The organism is Devosia sp. (genome assembly GCF_048261455.1).
GTDB lineage: Bacteria > Pseudomonadota > Alphaproteobacteria > Rhizobiales > Devosiaceae > Devosia_A.
Genome location: NZ_JBLXGA010000001.1, coordinates 377,762 through 398,352, shown reverse-complemented (window position 1 = coordinate 398,352; position 20,591 = coordinate 377,762). Strand labels below are relative to the sequence as shown.

Genomic DNA, 20,591 nt, shown 5'->3' with positions numbered 1-20,591 from the left:
CACCATCAGCGCCGCACCCGCGCCTTGCAGTGCGCGCGCCGCAATCAGGAAGACCGGCGTCGGCGCCAGTGCACACAGCATGGAGGCGCCGACGAACACGGCAATGCCCAGCCCGAAAATACGCCTCAGTCCGAACCGGTCGCCCACCGCGCCGCCGATCAGCAGCAATGACGCGAGCAGCAACAGATAGGCATTGGAGATCCATTGCACGTCGCTGAGGCTGGCCCCCAGATCGGTGCGGATCGCCGGCGTCGCGATCGACAGCACCGAACTGTCGATAAAGGCCATCGAGGAGGCCAGCACGGCCGCCACCAGCACATAGATGCGCCGGTTGGCTGGACAGAACGGCGCGGCGCTTTGGGTCTCGGTCATGTCGCGACGATAGTCGCGGCGCGTGCGGATCGATAGTGCACTAATACGCCCTGACCGGACCCGCCTGCGCCGCCTAGGCGCTGGGACAATACAGCATCAGCACCGCGCCACCGGGTTCGCGAAAGAACAGCCGCTGCCCGCCGGGATAGTCATAGGTCGGGATGACGATGGTGCCGCCGGCAGCGGTGATGGCGGCTTCGCCGGCGGCGATGTCATCGGTGCGAATGCCGATGACCGAGGTCGCGACGCCCTCTTCCGGCTCGGCATTGAGACCGCCGAGAATCCCGGCCTCGGTGATCTCGCTGTAACCGGGCCCATAGTCGGTGTGCCCGAACCCGAAGGCATCGCCGAAAAAGCCTTTGCTCGCCGACAGGTCCGTGGACTGCAGCTCAAAATAGTCGATTGTGAAAACTGCCATGCTTGCCCCCTGAGTTTTGTTCTTTGTTTGTTCTAGTCGACAACGCAGTTTGCTGCAAGCCAGCGCGACGCCAATAGCCATCCGCCGGTGAACTGGCAGCCAGCTATTGCATCCGCTGGCAGGAGCTGGCGACGATGTCGCCGGTCGGGAAGGTCACATTGAGCAGCATCGCATAGTCGCTGATCATGTTGGAATCGAACACCAGGATCGAGCTGCCGAGAATCGCATCTGTGCGTTGCCCCCGGACCGAAAAGGCGTAGTTGCCGCCGTCATTGGTCAGCGACCATTGGCCGGAACCGGTGAACTGTTCACCCGTGGCCGTGATGCCCTGCGCTTCGACGTACCCGTTCGGATAGACGTTGAACATCGCCTGATATGCTACCGCATGCGCATCCTGCCGATATACATTGCGGGTACCGTATTCGCATTGCCAGACTCCGGCCTGAGCCAGAGCGGAGCCGGCGGACAGCAAGAGTGCCGTACCAGCGAGCATTGCGACCGAAAGACATGACGTCATCTCTGCCTCCATCTGCTGTGTGAAAGCAGGCATCAGGCAATCGTCGGCCGGATCTGCCTTCGAGAGCGCGCAATCCGTCAGCCGTGCGCGTGCTAGAGCATAATGCGTAATCGCGCGCCTTTGCAAAACCGGTTATTTGCCGGGATAGATGGGGGGACCGTCGTGACGCCCGTAAGCGCAGCACACTGATGGGCTGACGCCGCCAGGGCGAATTGCACAATTCAAAGGACACATGCGTGGCTGAAACAAATATCCCGCCGATGCCGGAACATGTGGCTGCGGCGTTCGACGCGTTTCCGCAAGCGACGCGGAGCCGGCTGTTGGCGCTGCGCGACATGGTGTTTTCGGTTGCGGCCGAGACCGAGGGCGTCGGGCCACTGAGCGAGACGCTGAAATGGGGCGAGCCGGCTTATCTCACGGACGCGAGCCGCTCCGGCACGACGCTCCGCCTCGGCGTCACCAGGACCGCGCCCGAGAACTGCGCCATTTTCGTCAATTGCCAAACCAGCCTGGTCGAGCTGTTTCGCACCCACTATGCCGATACCTTCGGTTTCGAGGGCAACCGCGCCCTGGTGCTTGCGGCCGACGCACCGCTGCCCGAGGCGCCGCTGCGCCACTGCATTGCCGCGACGCTGACATACCACCGCTGGAAATAGCGCTTCGCGATCAGCACTTGGGCCCGATCGTCCTGCCCCTCGTTCGGTTTGTGGAACAGAAGACATGGTGCGAATCGTGCGCATGAAAAACGGGCCGGAATTGCTCCCGGCCCGCTGAGACTGTTCTTGGCTTGGCGTCAGGCCGCTTCGGCCTGCCCATCGGCATTAGCGGGGCGGACCGTCAGCCCATCCTCGCCGGCATCGACCACCACGGTCTGGCCGTCGGCGATGGTGCCACCGAGAATCTCCTCGGCGAGACGATCCTGCACCTCGCGCTGGATCACCCGCTTCAGCGGCCGCGCGCCATAGGCCGGGTCGTAGCCTTCGTTGCTCAACCATTCACGGCCGGCATCGGTGAGCTCGAGATCGATCTCGCGCTCGGCCAGCAGCTGCCGCAGACGGCTGAGCTGGATATCGACGATGGCGCCCATGTGATCCCGCTCCAGCCGGTGGAAGACGATGATGTCGTCGATCCGGTTGAGGAACTCGGGACGGAACGAGGCTTTCACCACATCCAGCACCTTGCCGCGCACGTCCTCGACCGACTCGCCTTCACCCAGCGACACCAGATATTCCGACCCCAGATTGGAGGTCATGATCAGCATCGTGTTGCGGAAGTCGACCGTGCGGCCCTGCCCGTCGGTCAGCCGACCGTCGTCGAGGACCTGCAACAGGACATTGAACACATCCGGATGCGCCTTCTCGATCTCGTCGAACAGGATGACCTGATAGGGCCGGCGCCGCACCGCTTCGGTGAGCACACCACCCTCATCGTAGCCGACATAGCCCGGAGGGGCGCCGATCAGCCGCGACACCGAGTGCTTCTCCATGAACTCGCTCATGTCGATGCGCACCATGGCGCTCTCGTCGTCGAACAGGAAGGACGCCAGCGTCTTGGTCAGTTCGGTCTTGCCGACACCCGTCGGCCCAAGGAACATGAACGAGCCGATCGGCCGGTTCGGATCCTGCAGGCCCGCACGGGCACGCCGGACCGCCTTGGCAACGGCCTCGACGGCTTCGTCCTGACCGATCACGCGCTTGGCGAGCTCGGTTTCCATGGCCAGCAGCTTTTCCCGCTCGCCTTCCAGCATGCGATCGACCGGGATACCGGTCCAGCGGCTGACGACCTGGGCGATATGGGTGGGCTGCACCACTTCCTCGACCATCGGATTTGCGACGTCGTTGTCTTCATCCGGATCGTCGGCATTGGTAATCCGCCGTTCAAGATCGGGAATCACGCCATAGGCCAGCTCGCCCGCCTTGGCGAGATCGCCCTGCCGCTGCGCCAGTTCGAGATCGGTGCGCGCCTTGTCGAGCTCTTCCTTGAGCTTCTGACTGCCCTGCATGCGCTCCTTCTCGTTCTGCCAGCGCGCATTGAGCGCCCCGGCCTCGTCCTCGAGATCGGCGAGCTCCTGTTCGAGCCGGCCAAGCCGGGTCTTCGAGCCCTCATCCGATTCCTTGCCCAGCGCTTCGCGCTCGATCTTCAGCTGCATGATGCGCCGATCGAGTTCGTCCAGTGCCTCGGGCTTCGATTCGGCCGCCATGCGCAGTCGCGCCGCCGCCTCGTCGATCAGGTCGATCGCCTTGTCGGGCAGGAAGCGGTCCGCGATATAGCGCTTTGAGAGCGTCGAAGCGGCAACAAGGGCACTGTCCGAAATCCGGATGCCGTGATGCAGCTCGTACTTCTCCTTCAGCCCGCGCAGGATCGAGATCGTATCCTCGACCGTCGGCTCGTCGACGAACACAGGCTGGAACCGGCGCGCCAAGGCGGCGTCCTTTTCGACATGCTTGCGATATTCGTCGAGCGTCGTGGCGCCCACGCAATGCAGCTCGCCGCGCGCCAGGGCAGGCTTGAGCAGGTTGGACGCATCCATTGCGCCATCCGTCTTGCCCGCGCCGACCAGCGTGTGCATCTCGTCGATGAACAGGATCACCTTGCCATCCGCGGCGCCGATTTCGGACAGAACCGCCTTCAGCCGTTCCTCGAACTCGCCGCGATATTTCGCACCGGCGATCAAGGCGCCCATGTCGAGCGACAGCAGCGCCTTGTTCTTGAGGCTGTCCGGCACATCGCCGTTGACGATACGGATCGCCAGACCTTCGACAATGGCGGTCTTGCCGACGCCAGGCTCGCCGATCAGCACCGGATTGTTTTTGGTGCGGCGGCTGAGCACCTGCACGGCGCGACGGATCTCCTCATCGCGGCCAATGACCGGATCGAGCTTGCCCTCGCGGGCCTGCGCCGTCAGGTCGAGCGCATATTTTTTCAGCGCATCGTACTGGCTTTCGGCCGAAGCCGAATCGGCCGTGCGGCCCTTGCGGATTTCATTGATGGCGTCGTTCAGCGCCTGTGGGGTGAGCCCGGCGGTCGCCAGGATCTTGCCCGCGTCGATGTCCTTTTCGACCACGAGCGCCAGCAACAGGCGCTCGACGGTCACGAAGGAATCGCCGGCCTTCTGCATCGCCTTTTCGGCCGTGTCGAACACCCGTGCCAGCTCGCGGCTCAGATAGAGCTGACTGCCGTCGCCGGACACTTTCGGAATCTTGGCAAGCGCTGCCTCGGTCTCGGCCCGCGCCATGCGCGCATCGCCGCCGGCCATGGTGATCAGATTGCCAGCCATGCCCTCGTCATCGTCCAGCAACACCTTGAGCAGGTGCAGCGGCGCGAACTGCTGGTGGCCGCTTCCCAGAGCCAGCTGCTGCGCATTCTGGATGAAGCCGCGCGCACGCTCTGTGTATTTCTCGATATCCATTCGTCTCTCCTTTGCACGGCACACCGCCCGAAGCACGGGAGCGCCGCCTGACGCGTTATTTGCCCTGGCCCGCTTGGCGGCGCCCGTGGCGTTCCTGTCAGATATGGGAAACGGGAAACGAAAAAAAAGGCCGGGACCCTGTCCCGACCTTCGAAAATTGTCGCTCGGCGTCGGCCTATTCGGCGGCCGGATTGCCAGCAGTGATGAAGGAGGGCAGTTCGCCAACCTCGGGCTGCGGCGCATTGGCTGGATCCGATGGCGCACCGGCTTCTGCGGTCACGCGACGGCGGCGGGGCCGACGCTCGCGGCGCGGCCGGGCCTCGCCCTCGGCCTGCTGCTGCTCGTCACCACCAGCATCGCCCTTGGCGGCAGTCGCGGCAGGCGCAGCAGCCTGTTCAGGCTTGCTCTCAGCGCGGGCGGCCTCGTCATTGCTCTCGGCGCTCTGGTTGTTGCCCCGGTTGCCACCGCGATCATTGCCCGAACGGTCGTTGCCGGAATTGTCCTGACCCGACTGCTGCGGCTGGTTGCCCTGCGAATTGTAGCTCGGGCGCTCCGGCATCGAAAAGCGGTCGTTGATGGGCGGGAAATCGTCGTCCTCGTCCTCCTGCGCGCTCACCTGACCATTCTGGTCGCGCTGCTGCGGCTGGGCGGCTGAAACGATACGGAAATAATGCTCCGCGTGCTGCAGATAGTTTTCTGCCATCACGCTGTCGCCGGACGCCTGCGCGTCACGCGCCAACTGCATGTATTTTTCCGCGACATGGGCGGCGTTGCCGCGCACCTTCACGTCCGGGCCATTACTCTCGTAGTTCCGGCTCAGCGGATTGACATGCTTGCGCCCGCCATTGTTGTTGCGGCCGCGGGAGCGGTTCTTGTTGTTCTGCTGGTTAGGTCTCATCGTCTCTTTACGAACCTTGGGAAATCAACACCAAAGGCAACATCGACCTATCGGACCGCCGTAGCAGTGGCCCCCTGTCGGGCACGAATCCGTCGTTGTCGCAACTCCGGTCACCGCTCGCCATGCGCACGCGATACCGGGTTCTGTTCATCACACCCCACAGACCGGGAAATCACAGTTCCGGCGGAGGTCAATGAGCTGTTCGGGTTTGAACCACTTGTGGCCCATCACGTCGCCCGGTTCCTCGTCCGGGTTTCGAGGCCTGCGAAAAGCAGCCTTGCAGATGGGCGGGTGGCCGTCTCCATGACGCACAACTTCATGCGCCGCTGACAGCATGTGCAAACTATATGCTTCGGCCTGCTTTTCCAAGCAGAAAATACTGAGGACTGTTTACAAGCCCCTATTGCGGATCGTCGGGGAAGGCCACGACCATGCGCTGGTGCCCCGACAAATCGACTTCGACCGCGATATTGTCGTAGCCGCCCTCACGCAGGATCTGCGTCACGGCGGCGCCCTGCCCCGCCCCGATTTCGAGCAGCAGCACGCCTGTCGGCTTCAAAAAGCGCGCCGCGTCTGCCGCGATCTCACGATAGGCGGTGAGCCCGTCCGCCCCGCCGTCGAGCGCCCGGGCAGGATCGAAGGTTTTCACCTCTTCGGACAGCGTGCCGATGACCTCGGTCTCGATGTAGGGCGGGTTGGAGATGATCAGGTCGAACTTTTCCCCCGGCGCCAGCGGCGAAAACCATGAACCGTGCCGGCTGCGAAAGCGCGCGGCGACACCATGCCGTTCGGCATTGGCCTGCGCAGCCTCGAGCGCCTGTTCGGCAATATCGATGGCCAGGGCCTGTGCCTGGGGCAGTTCGTAGAGCAACGCTATCGGAATGCAGCCAGTGCCGGTGCCCAGATCGAGGATCGAGACATCCTCGAGGCCGCTGACCAAAGACCGGCCGCGCTCCACCAGCAGTTCGGTTTCGGGTCGAGGCACCAGGGTGGCCGCATTAAGTGAGAATTCGAGCCCCCAGAACTCCTTGGCACCGAGGATTCGCGCCACCGGCTCGCCCCGCAAACGCCGCTCGCCGAAACTGCGCAGCCGCTCGAGCCCGTCCTGCGGCACCGGTTCGCGCTCACGATTGATCAGCTCCAGCCGCCGCATGGCAAAAGCGCCCTCGGCCAGCAACCGCGCATCAAGCTCGGGTGTCGGCATCTGCGCCTGCCGGAACAGATCGCGCACTTCCCTCCATGCCGCCCCTACCGTGAGCGTCAGTTACCCCTCCATCGCAGCCAGCTGCGCTGCCTGGTTTTCGGTGATCAGCGCCGAGATCAGTTCGTCGAGCGCATCCCCCGTGATCACCTTGTCCAATTTGTACAATGTAAGATTGATCCGATGGTCGGTCACCCGGCCTTGCGGAAAATTGTAGGTGCGGATGCGCTCGGAGCGATCGCCTGAACCGATCTGGGCCTTGCGGGCCTCCGACCGGGCGGAATCGCGCGCGTCCTGCTGCTCCTCGAACAACCGCGCCTGCAGCACTTTCATTGCCGTTGCGCGGTTCTGATGCTGGCTCTTCTGGCTGGCGATCACCACGATGCCCGACGGGATATGGGTGATGCGCACGGCGGAGTCGGTCGTGTTCACGTGCTGGCCGCCAGCGCCCGACGACCGCATGGTGTCGATGCGGATATCTTCGGGCCGGATGTCGATGTCGATATCTTCGACTTCCGGCAGCACGGCCACTGTCGCCGCCGAGGTATGGATGCGACCCGAGGCTTCGGTGGCCGGCACGCGCTGCACCCGATGTACACCGCTTTCGAACTTCAGCCGTGCATAGGCGCCCTTCCCCGAGATATTGGCGACCACTTCCTTGTAGCCCCCGGCTTCCCCCGCGCTGTCTTCGAGCACCGCGAATTTCCAGCCCTGCAGATCCGCATAGCGCTGATACATGCGCAGTAGATCGCCCGCGAACAGTGCCGCCTCGTCACCGCCCGTGCCGGCACGAATCTCGAGAATGACGCTCTTGTCGTCGGCGGCATCGCGCGGCAGCAGCAGGATCCGGATCGCGTCCACCGCCTGCTCGATCTGCGGTTTGAGCTCTTCGATCTCGGCTTCGGCCATTTCGGCCATTTCCTTGTCCGGTGATTTCAGCAGGCCTTCGGCCGCCTCGAGATCGTCAAGCAGCTTGCGATAGCCCTGGATCGGCCGCACGATCGGCTCCAGCTCCGCATATTCCTTGCTCAGTTTCACGAACTCGTCCGCCGACGGTCCGGCCGACAAGGCCGCCTCGACATAGTCGAAGCGCTTGGTCAGGGCATCCAGCTTGTCCTGCGGTAGGCTCGCCAAAGTAATCTATCCTTTTGCCGGTCGGACCGGCGCCATTATCCGGGCCGCGAGAGCGCGGTCCGGCTTCGAAATACATGAGACTTTGCGGTGAGACTAGATCACCAGGCCCTGCCGGTCGGCCCATTCGAGCAGCAGCGCCCGGATATCGACGCCGCTGGCGCCTTCGAGCAGGGCCGCCGAGACCGATCTGCGCACCGGCTCCAACTCCAGCCCAAGCACCATTTCCCTGATCGGACCGATGGACGGCGGGCTCATCGACAGCCGCGTCATGCCGATCGACAGCAGCGCCAGTGCCTCAACCGTGCGCCCGGCGAGTTCGCCGCACATGGTAAGGGGCACATTGTAGCGCCGCGCCATGTCGACGATGTGCTTGAGCGCCCGCATGCGCGGCAAGGCGATCGGATCATAGCTCTTGGCGACGCGCTTGTTGCCGCGATCGGCAGCGGTGAGGAACATCACCAGATCGTTGGAGCCGATCGAGACGAAATCGGCATCGGGCAGCACCTGGTCGAGCTCCCACAGCAGCGAGGGCACCTCGATCATGGCGCCAAGCTTGAGATCCGACGGAACGGGGCGCCCCTCGTGCCTGAGCCGCTCCAGTTCCAGCATCACCACATCGCGCGCCTTGCGGAACTCCCATGCGTCGGTGACCATCGGCACCAGAATGCGCATCGGCCCGCCATTGGCGGCGCGCAGCAGGGCGCGGATCTGAATGCGCAGCAGGCCCTGCCGCTCGAGCGCCAGCCGCAGCGAACGAAAGCCCATGGCCGGGTTTTCCTCGGCCGCGGCCCTGAGATAGGGGATCACCTTGTCGCCGCCGATATCGAGCAGGCGGAAGACGATCGGCTTGCCTTCGCTGAGCCGGATGGCCTCGCTGTACAGTGCCACCTGCTCTTCGAGCCGTGGCAGGCGCGAAGCGATCATGAACTGCAGTTCGGTGCGGAACAGGCCAACGCCGGCCGCCCCGGTGTCCTGCAGCATGGGCAGATCGGCGACCAGACCGGAGTTATGATACAGCTGCACCTCGACCCCGTCGCGGGTTATTGAGGGCTTGTCCTTGAGTTCGAGATAATGCGCCCGCCGCTTGGCGTTGAGACGCACCTTGTCGACATAGACCTGCACCATGTCCGGCGCCGGCCTCAGATGCACGGAATTGGCGGTGCCGTCGACGATGATGTCGTCGCCCGATTCCGACATGGACACGATGTTTTCGGCCTGCCCGACGGCAACCAGCCCCAGCGACTTGGCAACGATCGCCACATGCGAGATGGCCGCGCCCTCTTCCAGCACCACGGCGCGCAGCCGCGTCCGGTCGTATTCGAGCAGTTCCGCCGGGCCCATGTTGCGCGCAACGAGGATGGCATTTTCAGGCAGCGGCTTTTTGCCGGCCGTATTGCCGTCCCCCGTCAGCATGCGCAGCAGCCGGTTGGCGAGGTCGTCGAGATCGTGCAGCCGATCCTTGATGTAGGGATCGGTCGACCGCATCATCCGCGCGCGGGTGTCGTTCTGGACCCGCTCGACCGCGGCCTCGGCGGTCAACCCGTTGTTGATCGCCTCATTGAGTCGATCCACCCAGCCCCGGTCATGCGCGAACATGCGGTAGCTTTCGAGGATCTCGCGGTGATCGGAGAACGGCACCATGTCGCCGCGGTTGAGCATGTTGTCGATCGACAGCCGAAGCTTGTTCAGCGCATCCCCGAGTCGCCCGATTTCGACCTCGGTATCCTCGGCGACGAAATTGCTGACGACGACACGCGGGTCGTGCAGGACGACATGGCCGAGCGCCACGCCGTCGGAAAATCCGGTGACAGAAAAGGAGCGCGGGCGCCTGAGGTCGATATCCTGACCCGGCTTGATCAGCGCCTCAAAATCGGCCGTCGACATCATTTCGGCGAGCAAGGTCGCCGTCGTCAGCATGGCCTCGATCTCGTCTTCGCCGAACACCCGCGCGTCGTGACTTTGCACGACGAGTACGCCGAGCGTCTGTCCGGCGCGCAAGACCGGCACACCGAGGAAGGCGAGGAATGCCTCTTCGCCCGTTTCCGGCCGATAGGCGAAGGCGGGATGGCTGGAGGCGTTGTTGAGGCTGAGGAATTCGGCCTGCTTGGCGATGAGGCCGACGAGGCCTTCGCCGAGCCGCAGCGTCGTCATATGCACGGCTTCGGGATTGAAGCCGCGATTGGCGAACAGCTCCAGCGCGCCATCGTCACGCAACACGTAAAACGAGCACGCGTCGGCGCGCATATTGTCGGCGATGAGCGTAACGATCTTGTCGAGACGGGCCTGGGAAGCCAAAGGCTCCGCCATCGTCTCTCGCAACTGCCGCAACAATAAGCGCGGCCCGCTGGTCGCTATGGCCATATTACCCGCCTGGCGACCTTCAGCCGCCCTTCGCCCGGGCGACGCGAAGCTTCGCGAAGCGATCAGGCGTCCTGTCTGTCCAATCCGTAATACGTATGGAGCGCCCGAACCGCAAGTTCGGCATACTCGTCATCGATCAGCACCGAGGTCTTGATCTCCGATGTGGTGATCAGCTGGATATTGATCGACTTGTCGGCCAGTGCCTTGAACATGGAGGCCGCAACACCGGCGTGATTGCGCATGCCGACGCCAATCACCGACACCTTGGCGCCGCCCTTGGCGCTGGTCAGCAGCCGGTATTCGAAGGTCCCGGCCTTCGTGGCAGCTTCGAGCACCCGCACCGCCTTGTCGTGCTCGGCATCGGGCACGGTAAAGGTGATGTCGGTGGACGAGCCGTCTTCCGAAACGTTCTGCACGATCATGTCGACAATGATGGACTCATCGGCCAGCGCGCCGAAGATCGCCGCGGCGACACCGGGGCTGTCCTTGACGTCGCGCAGCGTGATCTTGGTCTCGGCCCGCGCCAGCGTCACACCCGAAACGATCTGCTTTTCCATGATCTCATCCTCATCGCAAACCAGCGTGCCCGGCACACCAGGCGTCCCATCCGGCGCAATCTGTGGCGCGTCGGGATCATCGAAAGTCGACCGTACCGTCAGGCGCACACCATGCGCCATCGCCATCTCAACCGAACGGATCATCAGCACCTTGGCGCCGAGCGATGCCATTTCCAGCATCTCTTCGAACGACACATGGGTCAGCCGGCGTGCCTTGGGCGTGATCCGCGGATCGGTGGTGTAGACGCCATCGACGTCGGTATAGATATCGCACCGGTCGGCCTTGACCGCCGCCGCGACCGCGACCGCGCTGGTATCCGAGCCGCCACGGCCGAGCGTCGTCACCCGGCCGGAGGGGGCGATGCCCTGAAAGCCGGTGATGACCGGCACGACGCCTTCGGCAAAGCGCTTGTTCAGTTCGGTCGGGTCGATTTCGACGATCCGCGCCGCGCCATGGGCGTCGTCAGTGCGGATCGGCACCTGCCAGCCCTGAAAGCTGCGCGAGGTGATCCCCATTTCACCGAGGACGATCGCCATCAACCCGGCGGTGACCTGTTCGCCCGAAGCGACGACCGCGTCATATTCGCGCGCGTCATGCAGCTTGCCGGCATCGTTGACCCAGCCGACCAGTTCATTGGTCTTGCCCGACATGGCGGAGACGACGACGGCCACCTCGTTGCCGGCATCGACCTCGCGCTTGACGTGCCTTGCGGCCTGACGGATGCGCTCTACTGAAGCGACGGACGTGCCGCCGAACTTGACTACGATACGGCCCAAGGCCCTGGTCCCCGATAGTGCGGCCAGAACCGGCCGGTACGCTTTCGAATTTGGCGCGGGATGTGCCATAAAGCGCACCTGTTAGCAACAGGCGCGACCATGCGGCACTTGCCGCCAGACGCGCCCGGGCGGATAACCGGCGCATGACACAGACCACCATCAACCCCGATGAACTCGCCAAATTCGCCGCCATGGCGGACGAATGGTGGGATCCGACAGGCAAGTTCAAGCCGCTGCACAAGTTCAATCCGGTCCGGCTGGGCTATGTGCGCGACCAGGCAATCCGGCACTTTGACCGCGACGCCGGGACCATCCGGCCGCTCGAGGGCCTGAAGATCCTCGATATCGGCTGCGGCGGCGGCTTGCTGAGCGAACCGTTGACCCGGCTGGGTGCAACGGTGACCGGCATCGACCCTGGCGAGGAGAACATCGCCATCGCCAGCCTGCACGCCGAACGCGCCGGGCTCGAGATCGATTATCGCGCCATCACCGCCGAGACACTGGCTGAGACCGGCGCGCAGTTCGATATCGTTTTGAACATGGAAGTGGTCGAGCACGTCGACAATGTGCCGCTCTACATGCAGACCTGCGCCACTCTGGTGGCGCCCGGTGGACTGATGGTGACGGCGTCGATCAACCGCACGCTGCGGGCCCGCGCCCTTGCGGTCTTTGCCGCCGAGAACGTGCTGCGCTGGCTGCCGCGGGGCACCCACGACTATGCGAAATTCCTGACGCCCGACGAAATCGCCGCTTTGTGCCGCCGCAACGGTCTGAAGGTGATCGAAAAGACCGGCGTGGCTTTTCACCCGCTCGCGGACGAATGGCGGCCAAGCCGCGACACCGGCATCAACTACATGGTGCTGGCCGAAAAGCCGGCGGCCGCCTGACCGCCGACGTTTTCGTTAGGCCGCGCCTATTTCAGATTGCTGAGCTCTTCGAAATCCGCGTCGCTGAGGTCGATATCGGCTGCAGCGACATTCTGCTCGAGATGCTTGACCTTGCTGGTTCCCGGGATCGGCAGCATGACCCACGAGCGCTTCAGCGCCCAGGCCAGTGCGATCTGCCCCGGCGTCGCGTCATATTTGTCGCAGATCTGCTGGTATTTCTGCGAGTCGTTCAGCTCGCCGCCGCCCAGCGGGAACCACGGAATGAAGCCTATGCCGTTGGCCTCGCAATAGTCCAGGACATCCTCGGACTGCCGGTTGGCGACATTGTAGAGGTTCTGCACGGTGGCGACGGGGAAATACTCCTGCGCCGCCTTGATCTCCTCGACGCTGACCTGGCTGAGACCGGCGTGACGCACCAGCCCGTCCTCGATGAAGCCGGCGATCGCCTCGAACTGCGCTTCGCGCGGCACCTCAGAATCGATGCGGTGCAGCTGCCACAGGTCGATCCGCTCCAGCTTGAGGTGCCGCAGGCTCTTGTGCACCTGCTGCAGCAGATATTCCGGGCGGCCGACCTGTTCCCACACATTGGGTCCGGTGCGCACCAGCCCGCCCTTGGTGGCGATGATAGTGCCGGCCTCATAGGGCGCCAGCGTCTCGCCAATCAGCATTTCGCTGACATCGGGGCCATAGCTGTCGGCGGTGTCGATGAGGTTGATGCCGAGCTCCGGCACCCGCTTCAGGGTGCGCCGCGCCTCGTCGGGATCGGCCGGGTCACCCCAGATGCCGTCGCCGGTGATGCGCATGGCGCCAAAACCGAGGCGGTTGACGCTCATGTCGCCACCGATAGCGAAAGTGCCCGCGCGGGCTGCGTCTGGTGTGCTCATGAGGGGCTCCTGAATTCAGATGTGAAGGGAAGGATGGCGATGGGTGCATCGCCAGCTGCCGATCAACCCCTGGAGCCCCGTGCCGGTTCCAGATGCGACCGCGTCAGTTCGCCTCTTCCGGCAGATCCGGCAGGGGCAGGAAATCGACGCCATCCTCGATCAGCTCGGCCACTTCGTCGCGCGTCGCCTCGCCATAAATGCCACGCGGATCGGCTTCGTCGAAATGGATCTTGCGCGCTTCCTCGGCAAACCGGTCACCGACATAATCAGCTTCCTTGGTTACCTTGCGGCGGATTTCGCGGAGCATGGCGATGATTTCGGCCTGCTTCGGATGCGCCTTGGTGACCGCGACCTTGTCCGTCGCCGGACGCGCCACCGCCGGCGCCATCAGCGCCTTTTCGACCTCGGCGGAGCCGCAGACCGGGCAGATCACATCGCCATTCGCCTGCTGGTCGTCAAATGCCTGAGCATTGCGAAACCAGGCATCGAAGCGGTGCTCCCGGGCACAGGCGAGAGAAAACTGTATCAAGCCAATTCGTCCTTTCGAGCCGCAGAGTCTGCGCCCAATGTCTTGACGGATAGCGAAAATGGCCGCGCATTTGCAAGCGATGGCACCTTGGCGCGCGTTTCGGCGACCATGTCGAGATCAAGATCGGCAATGCCGACGCCGGCGCTGTCACCACCCAGCCGCACCAGCACCTTGCCCCACGGGTCGATCACCATGGAATTACCGTAGGTCTGACGTCCGTTCTCATGCGAACCGGCCTGCGCCGCGGCGATCACATAGCATCCGGTCTCGATGGCCCGGGCGCGCAGCAGCACCTCCCAATGCGCTTCGCCGGTCGGCACGGTGAAGGCGGCCGGCACCGACAGCACCTGGGCCCCGGCCTCCGCCAGCGCACGATGCAGCGCCGGAAAACGCACGTCGTAGCAGATCGTCATGCCGAGGCTGAAACCCGGCGCATCGGTGACCACGGCGCTGTCACCCGGTGCATAGGTCTCGCTCTCGCGATAGTTCTGCAGCCCCGGCAGGGTCGCATCGAACAGATGGATTTTGTCATAGGTGGCGGCGATGCTGCCATCAGGCCGAAACAGCACCGAACGATTGGCATAACGCCCATCGGGCAGAGCCACGGCCAGCGAACCCAGATGCAGATAAACCGCATGCGCACGCGCAATCTCCGCGGCACGGGCAATGGCGGGATTATCCGCCCACGGCCCAGCCACCGGCTTCAGCCCATCACGATTTTCGGCGAACACCACCGACACTTCGGGACTGAGCAGGTAGCGCGCGCCCTTGCCCGCGGCTTCGGCAACCAGCGCCTCGAGGGCATCGAGATTGGGGTCGGGCGCGGTGCCCGAATTCATCTGCAGAACGGCAACACGCATGGATCAGTCCGCCAGGAGCGGGTCGAGCTTGCCGCGACGCTCCAGGTCCGCCATGTCGTCATAACCGCCGACATGGGTATCGCCGATGAAGATCTGCGGCACGGTGCGCCGACCATTGGCCTTCTGCACCATGGCAGCGCGAAGTTCCGGATCGCTCACGTCGGTTTCGTTGAAGCTGACACCCTTGTCGTTCAGCAGGGTCTTGGCTGCGTGGCAGTAGGGGCACCACGCGGTGGTGTAGATTTCGACGGATTTCATCAGATCAGTCTCCGTATCGCTGCCGGGTCCGTGACTTATATGGGCGTTTCGACGCCAACGACAACGCGGCCAAACGAGATCACGTCGATTTGGTGGACGCCGGCGCGGTTGAGCGCCCGGGTCACCGCCTTGACTGTCGAGCCGGTGGTGATGACGTCGTCGCACAGCACAACGCCGCGTCCCCTGAGCCGCGTCAGCGCTTCCGGGTGGGTGGCAAAGGCTCCGGACACATTGCGCTCACGGGCTTGCGCCGACAGTCCGACCTGTTGCCGGGTGCGGCGTGTCCGCTTGACCAGCGCCGGATCGACGCTGAGGCCGACCAGCCGCCCCAAGGCCCGCGCCAGTTCGGTCGACTGATTGTAGCGCCGGCTGAACTGGCGCGCCGCATGCAGCGGCACGGGCACCAGCACCGGCCCACTCTCCCACAGTTCCGCCCCGGCCTGTGCCATCAGCCGCGCGCAAAATCCCGCGAGTTCGGGCCGGTCGCCATATTTGAGCCGGCCGACAATGGCCCGCGCCACCGCGTTGTAGATCACCGCCGACCGCGCCCGGCCATAGGGTGGCGGGTCGGCAATCGCTTCGGCGGACAGCGCGCCGGGACCGGGCGACACCTCGAAGGGAATGCCCAGCACCGGACACATGGGGGCACTGATGGGACGCAGTTTGGCGAAACAGGCGGCACACAGCGCGTTCGCGTCGGCGACGGGGGCACCGCAATCGATACAGCTGGGCGGATAGACAAGATCGAGCGCGCCGCGCCCTGCCGCCGCGAGCCAGGCCAACCCTGCTTTGACAACCCCGCTCTCGCCTTCCATAAGGCCAGTCTAGCCCAAAGCGCGTTTCCCGCCAGATGTCTTCAGCTCTTCCGCAGATCTTCGACCGCCCGCTGATTGCGCGGCACCTCGCGCGGCGCCCGGCCGATGTCGATGACTTTGTCACGGCCTCGGTGCTCGTCGATCTCGAGGACCGGCTGGCGACGGTGAGCCGCGGGTTCGAGCAGGCACTCATCATGGGCCCCGACGCATCGCGCCTGCCCGAGACGGCGACCAGCGCCATCGGCCCCTTCACCTTCACCCGCGCCAGCACCCTGCTGCCCTTCGGCGATACCCCGCCGCTCGACCCCGAAGCCCTGGCGCTGCCGCGCGATGACTATGACCTCATCGTCTCGCTGTTCGATCTGCAGGTGGTGAACGACGTGCCGGGCATGCTGGCCCGTATCCGCGCACACCTGCGGCCAGACGGACTGTTTCTGGCCGCGGCACTTGGCGGCGACAGCCTGACCGAGCTGCGCCAGGCCTTCCTTGCCGCAGATGCCATGGTGTCAGGCGGCGCCTATGCGCGGGTGGCACCATTCATTCCGCTGGCCGACGCCGGCGGGCTGCTGCAGCGCGCCGGCTTTGCCCTGCCGGTTGCCGATGCCGAAACGACGACCGTACGCTATGGCTCGGCGCTGGCGCTGATGCGCGAACTGAAGGCGCTGGGCGCCTCCAACCCGTTAGCCGACCGGCCGAACCGCCTGGCGACGCGCAGCCTGATCACCGCGGCAGCGGCAGCTTATGAATCAGAGGCAGCCGATGCCGATTCACGGGTTCGCGCGACGATGCAGATTGTCTGGCTGGCCGGCTGGGCACCGCATGACAACCAGCAAAAGCCGTTGCGCCGCGGCAGCGCCACGGTGAGTCTGAAGGATGTTCTGGGCGCGTCGGACGCGGCTGACTAGTTGCCCATCGCGTTCTGGGTCTTGTCCGCAACATTGTTGAACAGACCGGCCAGGTTGCCGCCGAACGCTGTGAGGGTCACCAGAATGCCGACGGCAATCATCGCTGCGATCAGACCGTACTCGATGGCCGTCGCGCCATCTTCATTACTACCGAATGCAAGAAACTTTTCGCTGAGCACAACCATACCGGGTCCTTAAAGCAGATCGCACAGTGCAGCGATCAAAGGTTCATCTGCCGGCGGCATCGGATAGTCCCTCAGTCCCTGCGGCCGCACCCATTTCAGTGCCGCATGTTCACGCAGCTCTGGAAGACCCGTCCACTTCCGGCACACGTAAAGTGGCATGAGAAGGTGAAAGTTTTCGTAAGAGTGGCTGGCAAAGCTTACCGGAGCAAGACACGCCGATTGCGTGCTTATACCCAGTTCTTCTTCCAGTTCGCGGATCAGCGCCTGCTCGGGACTCTCGCCCGGCTCGACCTTGCCGCCGGGAAACTCCCACAGCCCCGCGAGTTGCTTGCCTTCGGGCCGTTGCGCGATCAGCACGCGCCGATCGGCATCGACCAGCGCACAGGCCACCACCAGCAGCAGTTTCATAAACTCTCCCAGCCCGGCGCCCGCCGATAGCTGTAATTGTAGACCTCGCCGAAGCCCAGCGACTGGTAGAGCGCCTGGGCCGGCCCATTGTCGGCGAGCACCTGCAGCGCCGAATAATGCGCACCGGCGGAGCGGGCCCAGTTCAGCGCCGCACTCATCACCGCCCGGCCATAGCCGTTGCCGCGGGCGCTGGGGTGGGTGACGACATTGAGATAGATGCCAATATTGCCGCTGACCGCTGTGAGCGCCGCAGCCACCGGCAACCCGGCCTTGTGATAGACCAGCACGCCGCGGGCCGGGCAGCTGATCATTTCCATGATCTGTCGCTGCGTCTCGATCTGCTCGGCATCATAGCCGGCCATATGCGCCATGGCCTTGAGCCATTCGGGATCATTGGGATCGAAATAGCGCGACTGCACCTCGACCGGGAAATCCTCGTCCGGCATTTCCATCGCCATGACGTCGCTGACGCCGATCTCGTCCCATATGAGGCCATCGAGCACGTCCAGCAGTTCCGGCGGCGTCAGCGGCGTGACCCGCACCATCGGCGCGATGCCGAAATGCTTGGAGAGTTCCACAAGGCGCATCAGGCGCAGTTCGGCATAGCTGCCGTCACTGGGGTCGAGCACCTGGATGGAGTTCGCCCGCTTGGTCAGCCCATTGCCATAGCGCCACAGCCACAACCCGTCATGCACGAGTCTCAAAGCCGGCCACGCGGTCAGAGTGGCGCCTTCGATTTGGTTGACGGACAGCGGAATCATCAGGAGCGATAGTCGCCGTTGATACTGATGTAACCGTGGGTGAGATCGCAGGTGTAGACGGTGGCGGACCCGTTACCGAGTCCGATGCCGACACTGATCGTGATCTCGTCGTTCTTCATGTAGCTGCTGACAGCCTGTTCGTCGTAGCTTGGGTCGCGCTCGCCCGCCGTTGCCACCTGAATGTCGCCGAAGCTGATGCGCAGCCGGTCGCGATCGGCCGGCTCGCCGGCCTTGCCCACCGCCATGACCACCCGGCCCCAATTGGCGTCCTCGCCCGCAATGGCGGTCTTGACCAGCGGCGAATTTGCGATCGACTGGGCGATGCGGAAGGCGCTGTGGTCGCTTTCGGCCCCTTCGACCTCGACCGTCACCAGCTTGGTCGCCCCTTCGCCGTCACGCACGATCAGCAGCGCCAGTTCATGCAGCACGTCGCCGAGTGCCGCGGCAAAGGTTGCCGCCCGCGGATCATCGACGCTCTCGATCGGCGCGACATTGGCCTTGCCGGTGGCGAACACCAGACAGGTATCGGAGGTCGAGGTATCGCTGTCGACCGTCACCGCATTGAAGCTCTTGCCGATGGCCGGTGTCAGCAGCGCCTGCAGCACCGGCGCGGCGATCGGCGCATCGGTGAAAACGAAGCTGAGCATGGTCGCCATGTCGGGCGCGATCATCCCCGAGCCCTTGGCAATGCCCGAAATCACCACGTCTTCGCCGTCGAAGGCCACGGTCGCCGTCGCCACCTTGGGGAAGGTGTCGGTGGTCATGATCGCCCTGGCGGCGTCGAGCCACGGACCCGGCGCCAGCCGTCCGGCCATCTCGCCCGTCACTTCGGCGAACTTGTTGGCATCGAGCGGTTCGCCGATCACGCCGGTCGAGGCGAGCTGGATCTCCTCGGGCTTTACGCCCAGCGCATCAGCGGCGAACTGCGCCGACAGCGCCACCGAGGCGACACCCTTGCTGCCGGTGAAGGCATTTGCATTGCCGGAATTGACCAGCAGTCCGCGCGCCGTGCCTGCCGCCAGATGCTGGCGGCACCAGTCGACGGCAGCCGAAGGACATTTCGAGGTGGTCAGCACACCGGCGACCGTCGTGCCCTCGTCCATGGCGGTGAGCAGCACATCGGTGCGGTTGCGATATTTGATTCCCGCCTCTGCCGTAGCGAAGCGGACCCCCCGCACTTCCGGGAGTTCGGGGTAGCTCGCGGGCGCGAGCGGTGAAACAGGAAGAGCCATGTTTGCGTCCAGGGTGGCTGTCTGTGGGCCCACGGTTTGCCCCATGGAGCATTCACACGCAAGGCTCAATCACGGCCTTGCGATAACTGCGTAGTCTTTGTCTTCGACTACAGTTTGACTGCTGTGCCCGAGATCGAGACCATCAGCATCGAGCCCCCTTGTCCCACGACCTCGTAGTCGAGGTCGACAGCCACCACGGCGTCGGCGCCAAGCCGTTCGGCCTGATAGCGCACCTCTTCGAAGGCCTCGCGGCGCGCGTCGCGCAGGGCACCTTCATAGGCACCGGAGCGGCCGCCGACGATGTCGCGGATACCCGCGAACAGATCCTTGAAGATATTGGCCCCGATGATCACCTCGCCGGTGACGATACCCAAGTATTCGCGGATCGGCCGGCCTTCGAGCGTCGGCGTGGTGGTGATGATCACGTCTGGCTCCTCGCCATCTCATTGCGCAGCACCGTCCGGTCACGCGTCGAGACATGGATCAGTTCGGCGATTCGCCACACCATATTGTCTTCGAGTTCGTGGTTCTTGCCGTCGGCAAACACAACCTGCCACATCATCCGGATGATTTCGAGTTTCTCTTCGGTTTCGAGCGCCGAGAGTGCAGAGGTGAAGTGGTAGTAATCGACTGAATCCTGGTCCCGCTGCGTCGCCTCGGCGATCAGCTTTTCCACCTCACCGGGTTCGAGCGCATAATTGTCCTTGAGCGCAGCTTCGATCGCCTGGCGCTCGCCAGCAGAAACGGAACCGTCGATGGCCGCCAGATGCACCAGAAGGGCTGCGACAGCGAGCTTGGGGTCGAGCCGACCGAATGTAGGCTCGGGTTTGGCGAAGATGGAGCGCAGCGTCTCGAACATGCTGGGACCTCGTGATGCGTGTTCATTTCAAGATAGGAAATTGCGCCAGTTGCGAAAAGGCTGCACGGCGCGGGTCGCATAGTCGTGACCTGCAAGACAGGCGCGGTTGCTGAGGGCTATTTCTTGCCGCTTGGCCGGATCGACTTGATGACCAGCGGCGGCATGCCGGACTTTTCGGAAATCTCGCGATCCTGCCGGGCCAGTTCGGATTTCACGGCATCCTCGCCGCCATCCAGCCCTTGCATGAACTGCGCCGGCACGCGCCGGTTGGAGCGCTGGCTCCCGTCTTCGTAGATCACGTCATAGGTCAGCATTTCGACCCGCGGATTGTGCTTCTTGGCCATTCGGCATCCTTCGGCTTGAC

At 64.0% G+C, this 20,591-nt stretch carries 24 protein-coding genes; 3 read left to right on the top strand and 21 right to left on the bottom strand.

Features of this window, described 5'->3' with window-relative positions:
• The 3 genes from ACN0TK_RS02010 to ACN0TK_RS02000 form a co-directional block, all read right to left on the bottom strand.
• On the bottom strand, positions 1-372 hold a 372-nt coding region (locus ACN0TK_RS02010), incomplete at its 3' end, for an MFS transporter (protein ID WP_417307757.1).
• Between the two features lie 73 nt (positions 373-445).
• Positions 446-790 carry a VOC family protein gene (locus ACN0TK_RS02005; RefSeq protein WP_417307756.1) on the bottom strand — a complete coding sequence of 115 codons (345 nt, stop codon included), beginning with the start codon at positions 788-790 and terminating at the stop codon, positions 446-448.
• A gap of 103 nt (positions 791-893) precedes the next feature.
• The gene (locus ACN0TK_RS02000) at positions 894-1,340 is read right to left on the bottom strand and encodes a hypothetical protein (protein ID WP_417307755.1); all 447 of its coding nucleotides are present in this window, start codon (positions 1,338-1,340) and stop codon (positions 894-896) included.
• Positions 1,341-1,543: 203 nt separating this feature from the next.
• Here ACN0TK_RS02000 and ACN0TK_RS01995 point away from each other — a divergent pair, with 203 nt between their 5' ends.
• Positions 1,544-1,963: a DUF1801 domain-containing protein gene (locus ACN0TK_RS01995; protein WP_417307754.1), complete on the top strand. Its 420-nt coding sequence runs from the start codon at positions 1,544-1,546 to the stop codon at positions 1,961-1,963.
• A gap of 137 nt (positions 1,964-2,100) precedes the next feature.
• On the opposite strand, the gene clpB is transcribed toward ACN0TK_RS01995, so the two are convergent.
• The 6 genes from clpB to ACN0TK_RS01965 all read right to left on the bottom strand — a co-directional run bounded on the left by clpB (position 2,101) and on the right by ACN0TK_RS01965 (position 11,644).
• Complete coding sequence (clpB, locus tag ACN0TK_RS01990) at positions 2,101-4,716, bottom strand: ATP-dependent chaperone ClpB (RefSeq protein WP_417307753.1); 2,616 nt, start codon at positions 4,714-4,716, stop codon at positions 2,101-2,103.
• A 175-nt stretch (positions 4,717-4,891) separates the two neighbouring features.
• A complete protein-coding gene (locus ACN0TK_RS01985) occupies positions 4,892-5,614 on the bottom strand; it encodes a DUF4167 domain-containing protein (protein WP_417307752.1) in 723 nt (240 codons plus the stop codon).
• A gap of 400 nt (positions 5,615-6,014) precedes the next feature.
• On the bottom strand, positions 6,015-6,845 hold the full coding sequence (prmC, locus tag ACN0TK_RS01980; protein WP_417307751.1) for a peptide chain release factor N(5)-glutamine methyltransferase: 831 nt from the start codon (positions 6,843-6,845) through the stop codon (positions 6,015-6,017).
• A gap of 33 nt (positions 6,846-6,878) precedes the next feature.
• A complete protein-coding gene (gene prfA / locus ACN0TK_RS01975; protein ID WP_417307750.1) occupies positions 6,879-7,949 on the bottom strand; it encodes a peptide chain release factor 1 in 1,071 nt (356 codons plus the stop codon).
• 93 nt (positions 7,950-8,042) lie between these two features.
• The gene (ptsP, locus tag ACN0TK_RS01970; protein WP_417307749.1) at positions 8,043-10,310 is read right to left on the bottom strand and encodes a phosphoenolpyruvate--protein phosphotransferase; all 2,268 of its coding nucleotides are present in this window, start codon (positions 10,308-10,310) and stop codon (positions 8,043-8,045) included.
• Positions 10,311-10,372: 62 nt separating this feature from the next.
• On the bottom strand, positions 10,373-11,644 hold the full coding sequence (locus ACN0TK_RS01965; RefSeq protein WP_417307748.1) for an aspartate kinase: 1,272 nt from the start codon (positions 11,642-11,644) through the stop codon (positions 10,373-10,375).
• A 143-nt stretch (positions 11,645-11,787) separates the two neighbouring features.
• Here ACN0TK_RS01965 and ubiG point away from each other — a divergent pair, with 143 nt between their 5' ends.
• Positions 11,788-12,531 carry a bifunctional 2-polyprenyl-6-hydroxyphenol methylase/3-demethylubiquinol 3-O-methyltransferase UbiG gene (ubiG, locus tag ACN0TK_RS01960; protein ID WP_417307747.1) on the top strand — a complete coding sequence of 248 codons (744 nt, stop codon included), beginning with the start codon at positions 11,788-11,790 and terminating at the stop codon, positions 12,529-12,531.
• Between the two features lie 26 nt (positions 12,532-12,557).
• On the opposite strand, the gene ACN0TK_RS01955 is transcribed toward ubiG, so the two are convergent.
• The 5 genes from ACN0TK_RS01955 to ACN0TK_RS01935 all read right to left on the bottom strand — a co-directional run bounded on the left by ACN0TK_RS01955 (position 12,558) and on the right by ACN0TK_RS01935 (position 15,877).
• Complete coding sequence (locus ACN0TK_RS01955) at positions 12,558-13,415, bottom strand: aldo/keto reductase (RefSeq protein WP_417307746.1); 858 nt, start codon at positions 13,413-13,415, stop codon at positions 12,558-12,560.
• Positions 13,416-13,518: 103 nt separating this feature from the next.
• A complete protein-coding gene (locus tag ACN0TK_RS01950) occupies positions 13,519-13,944 on the bottom strand; it encodes a DUF1178 family protein (RefSeq protein ID WP_417307745.1) in 426 nt (141 codons plus the stop codon).
• Entirely contained in the window at positions 13,941-14,804 is an 864-nt protein-coding gene (locus tag ACN0TK_RS01945) for a carbon-nitrogen hydrolase family protein (RefSeq protein WP_417307744.1), read from the bottom strand. The genes ACN0TK_RS01950 and ACN0TK_RS01945 overlap by 4 nt, the downstream gene beginning before the upstream one ends.
• Positions 14,805-14,807: 3 nt before the next feature.
• Positions 14,808-15,062 carry a glutaredoxin 3 gene (grxC, locus tag ACN0TK_RS01940; RefSeq protein ID WP_417307743.1) on the bottom strand — a complete coding sequence of 85 codons (255 nt, stop codon included), beginning with the start codon at positions 15,060-15,062 and terminating at the stop codon, positions 14,808-14,810.
• Between the two features lie 35 nt (positions 15,063-15,097).
• Entirely contained in the window at positions 15,098-15,877 is a 780-nt protein-coding gene (locus tag ACN0TK_RS01935; RefSeq protein ID WP_417307742.1) for a ComF family protein, read from the bottom strand.
• Between the two features lie 35 nt (positions 15,878-15,912).
• On the opposite strand from ACN0TK_RS01935, the gene ACN0TK_RS01930 reads away from it, so the two are divergent.
• Positions 15,913-16,782, top strand: a complete 870-nt coding sequence (locus ACN0TK_RS01930) for an SAM-dependent methyltransferase (RefSeq protein ID WP_417307741.1) — start codon at positions 15,913-15,915, stop codon at positions 16,780-16,782.
• Here ACN0TK_RS01930 and ACN0TK_RS01925 read toward each other — a convergent pair.
• The 7 genes from ACN0TK_RS01925 to ACN0TK_RS01895 form a co-directional block, all read right to left on the bottom strand.
• On the bottom strand, positions 16,779-16,967 hold the full coding sequence (locus ACN0TK_RS01925; protein WP_417307740.1) for a Flp family type IVb pilin: 189 nt from the start codon (positions 16,965-16,967) through the stop codon (positions 16,779-16,781). The genes ACN0TK_RS01930 and ACN0TK_RS01925 overlap by 4 nt on opposite strands.
• A gap of 9 nt (positions 16,968-16,976) precedes the next feature.
• On the bottom strand, positions 16,977-17,375 hold the full coding sequence (locus tag ACN0TK_RS01920; RefSeq protein ID WP_417307739.1) for a (deoxy)nucleoside triphosphate pyrophosphohydrolase: 399 nt from the start codon (positions 17,373-17,375) through the stop codon (positions 16,977-16,979).
• Positions 17,372-18,070 carry a GNAT family N-acetyltransferase gene (locus tag ACN0TK_RS01915; protein WP_417307769.1) on the bottom strand — a complete coding sequence of 233 codons (699 nt, stop codon included), beginning with the start codon at positions 18,068-18,070 and terminating at the stop codon, positions 17,372-17,374. The genes ACN0TK_RS01920 and ACN0TK_RS01915 overlap by 4 nt, the downstream gene beginning before the upstream one ends.
• A gap of 65 nt (positions 18,071-18,135) precedes the next feature.
• Positions 18,136-19,368, bottom strand: coding sequence for a bifunctional glutamate N-acetyltransferase/amino-acid acetyltransferase ArgJ (gene argJ / locus ACN0TK_RS01910; RefSeq protein ID WP_417307738.1), 1,233 nt, complete (start codon positions 19,366-19,368; stop codon positions 18,136-18,138).
• Between the two features lie 107 nt (positions 19,369-19,475).
• Positions 19,476-19,793, bottom strand: coding sequence for a heavy metal-binding domain-containing protein (locus tag ACN0TK_RS01905; protein WP_417307737.1), 318 nt, complete (start codon positions 19,791-19,793; stop codon positions 19,476-19,478).
• A complete protein-coding gene (locus ACN0TK_RS01900; RefSeq protein WP_417307736.1) occupies positions 19,790-20,227 on the bottom strand; it encodes a TerB family tellurite resistance protein in 438 nt (145 codons plus the stop codon). Before ACN0TK_RS01900 ends, ACN0TK_RS01905 begins: the two co-directional genes overlap by 4 nt.
• A 116-nt stretch (positions 20,228-20,343) precedes the next feature.
• Positions 20,344-20,571 (bottom strand): hypothetical protein, encoded by a 228-nt coding sequence (locus tag ACN0TK_RS01895; RefSeq protein ID WP_417307735.1) that lies wholly within the window; start codon positions 20,569-20,571, stop codon positions 20,344-20,346.
• Positions 20,572-20,591 lie beyond the last annotated feature (20 nt).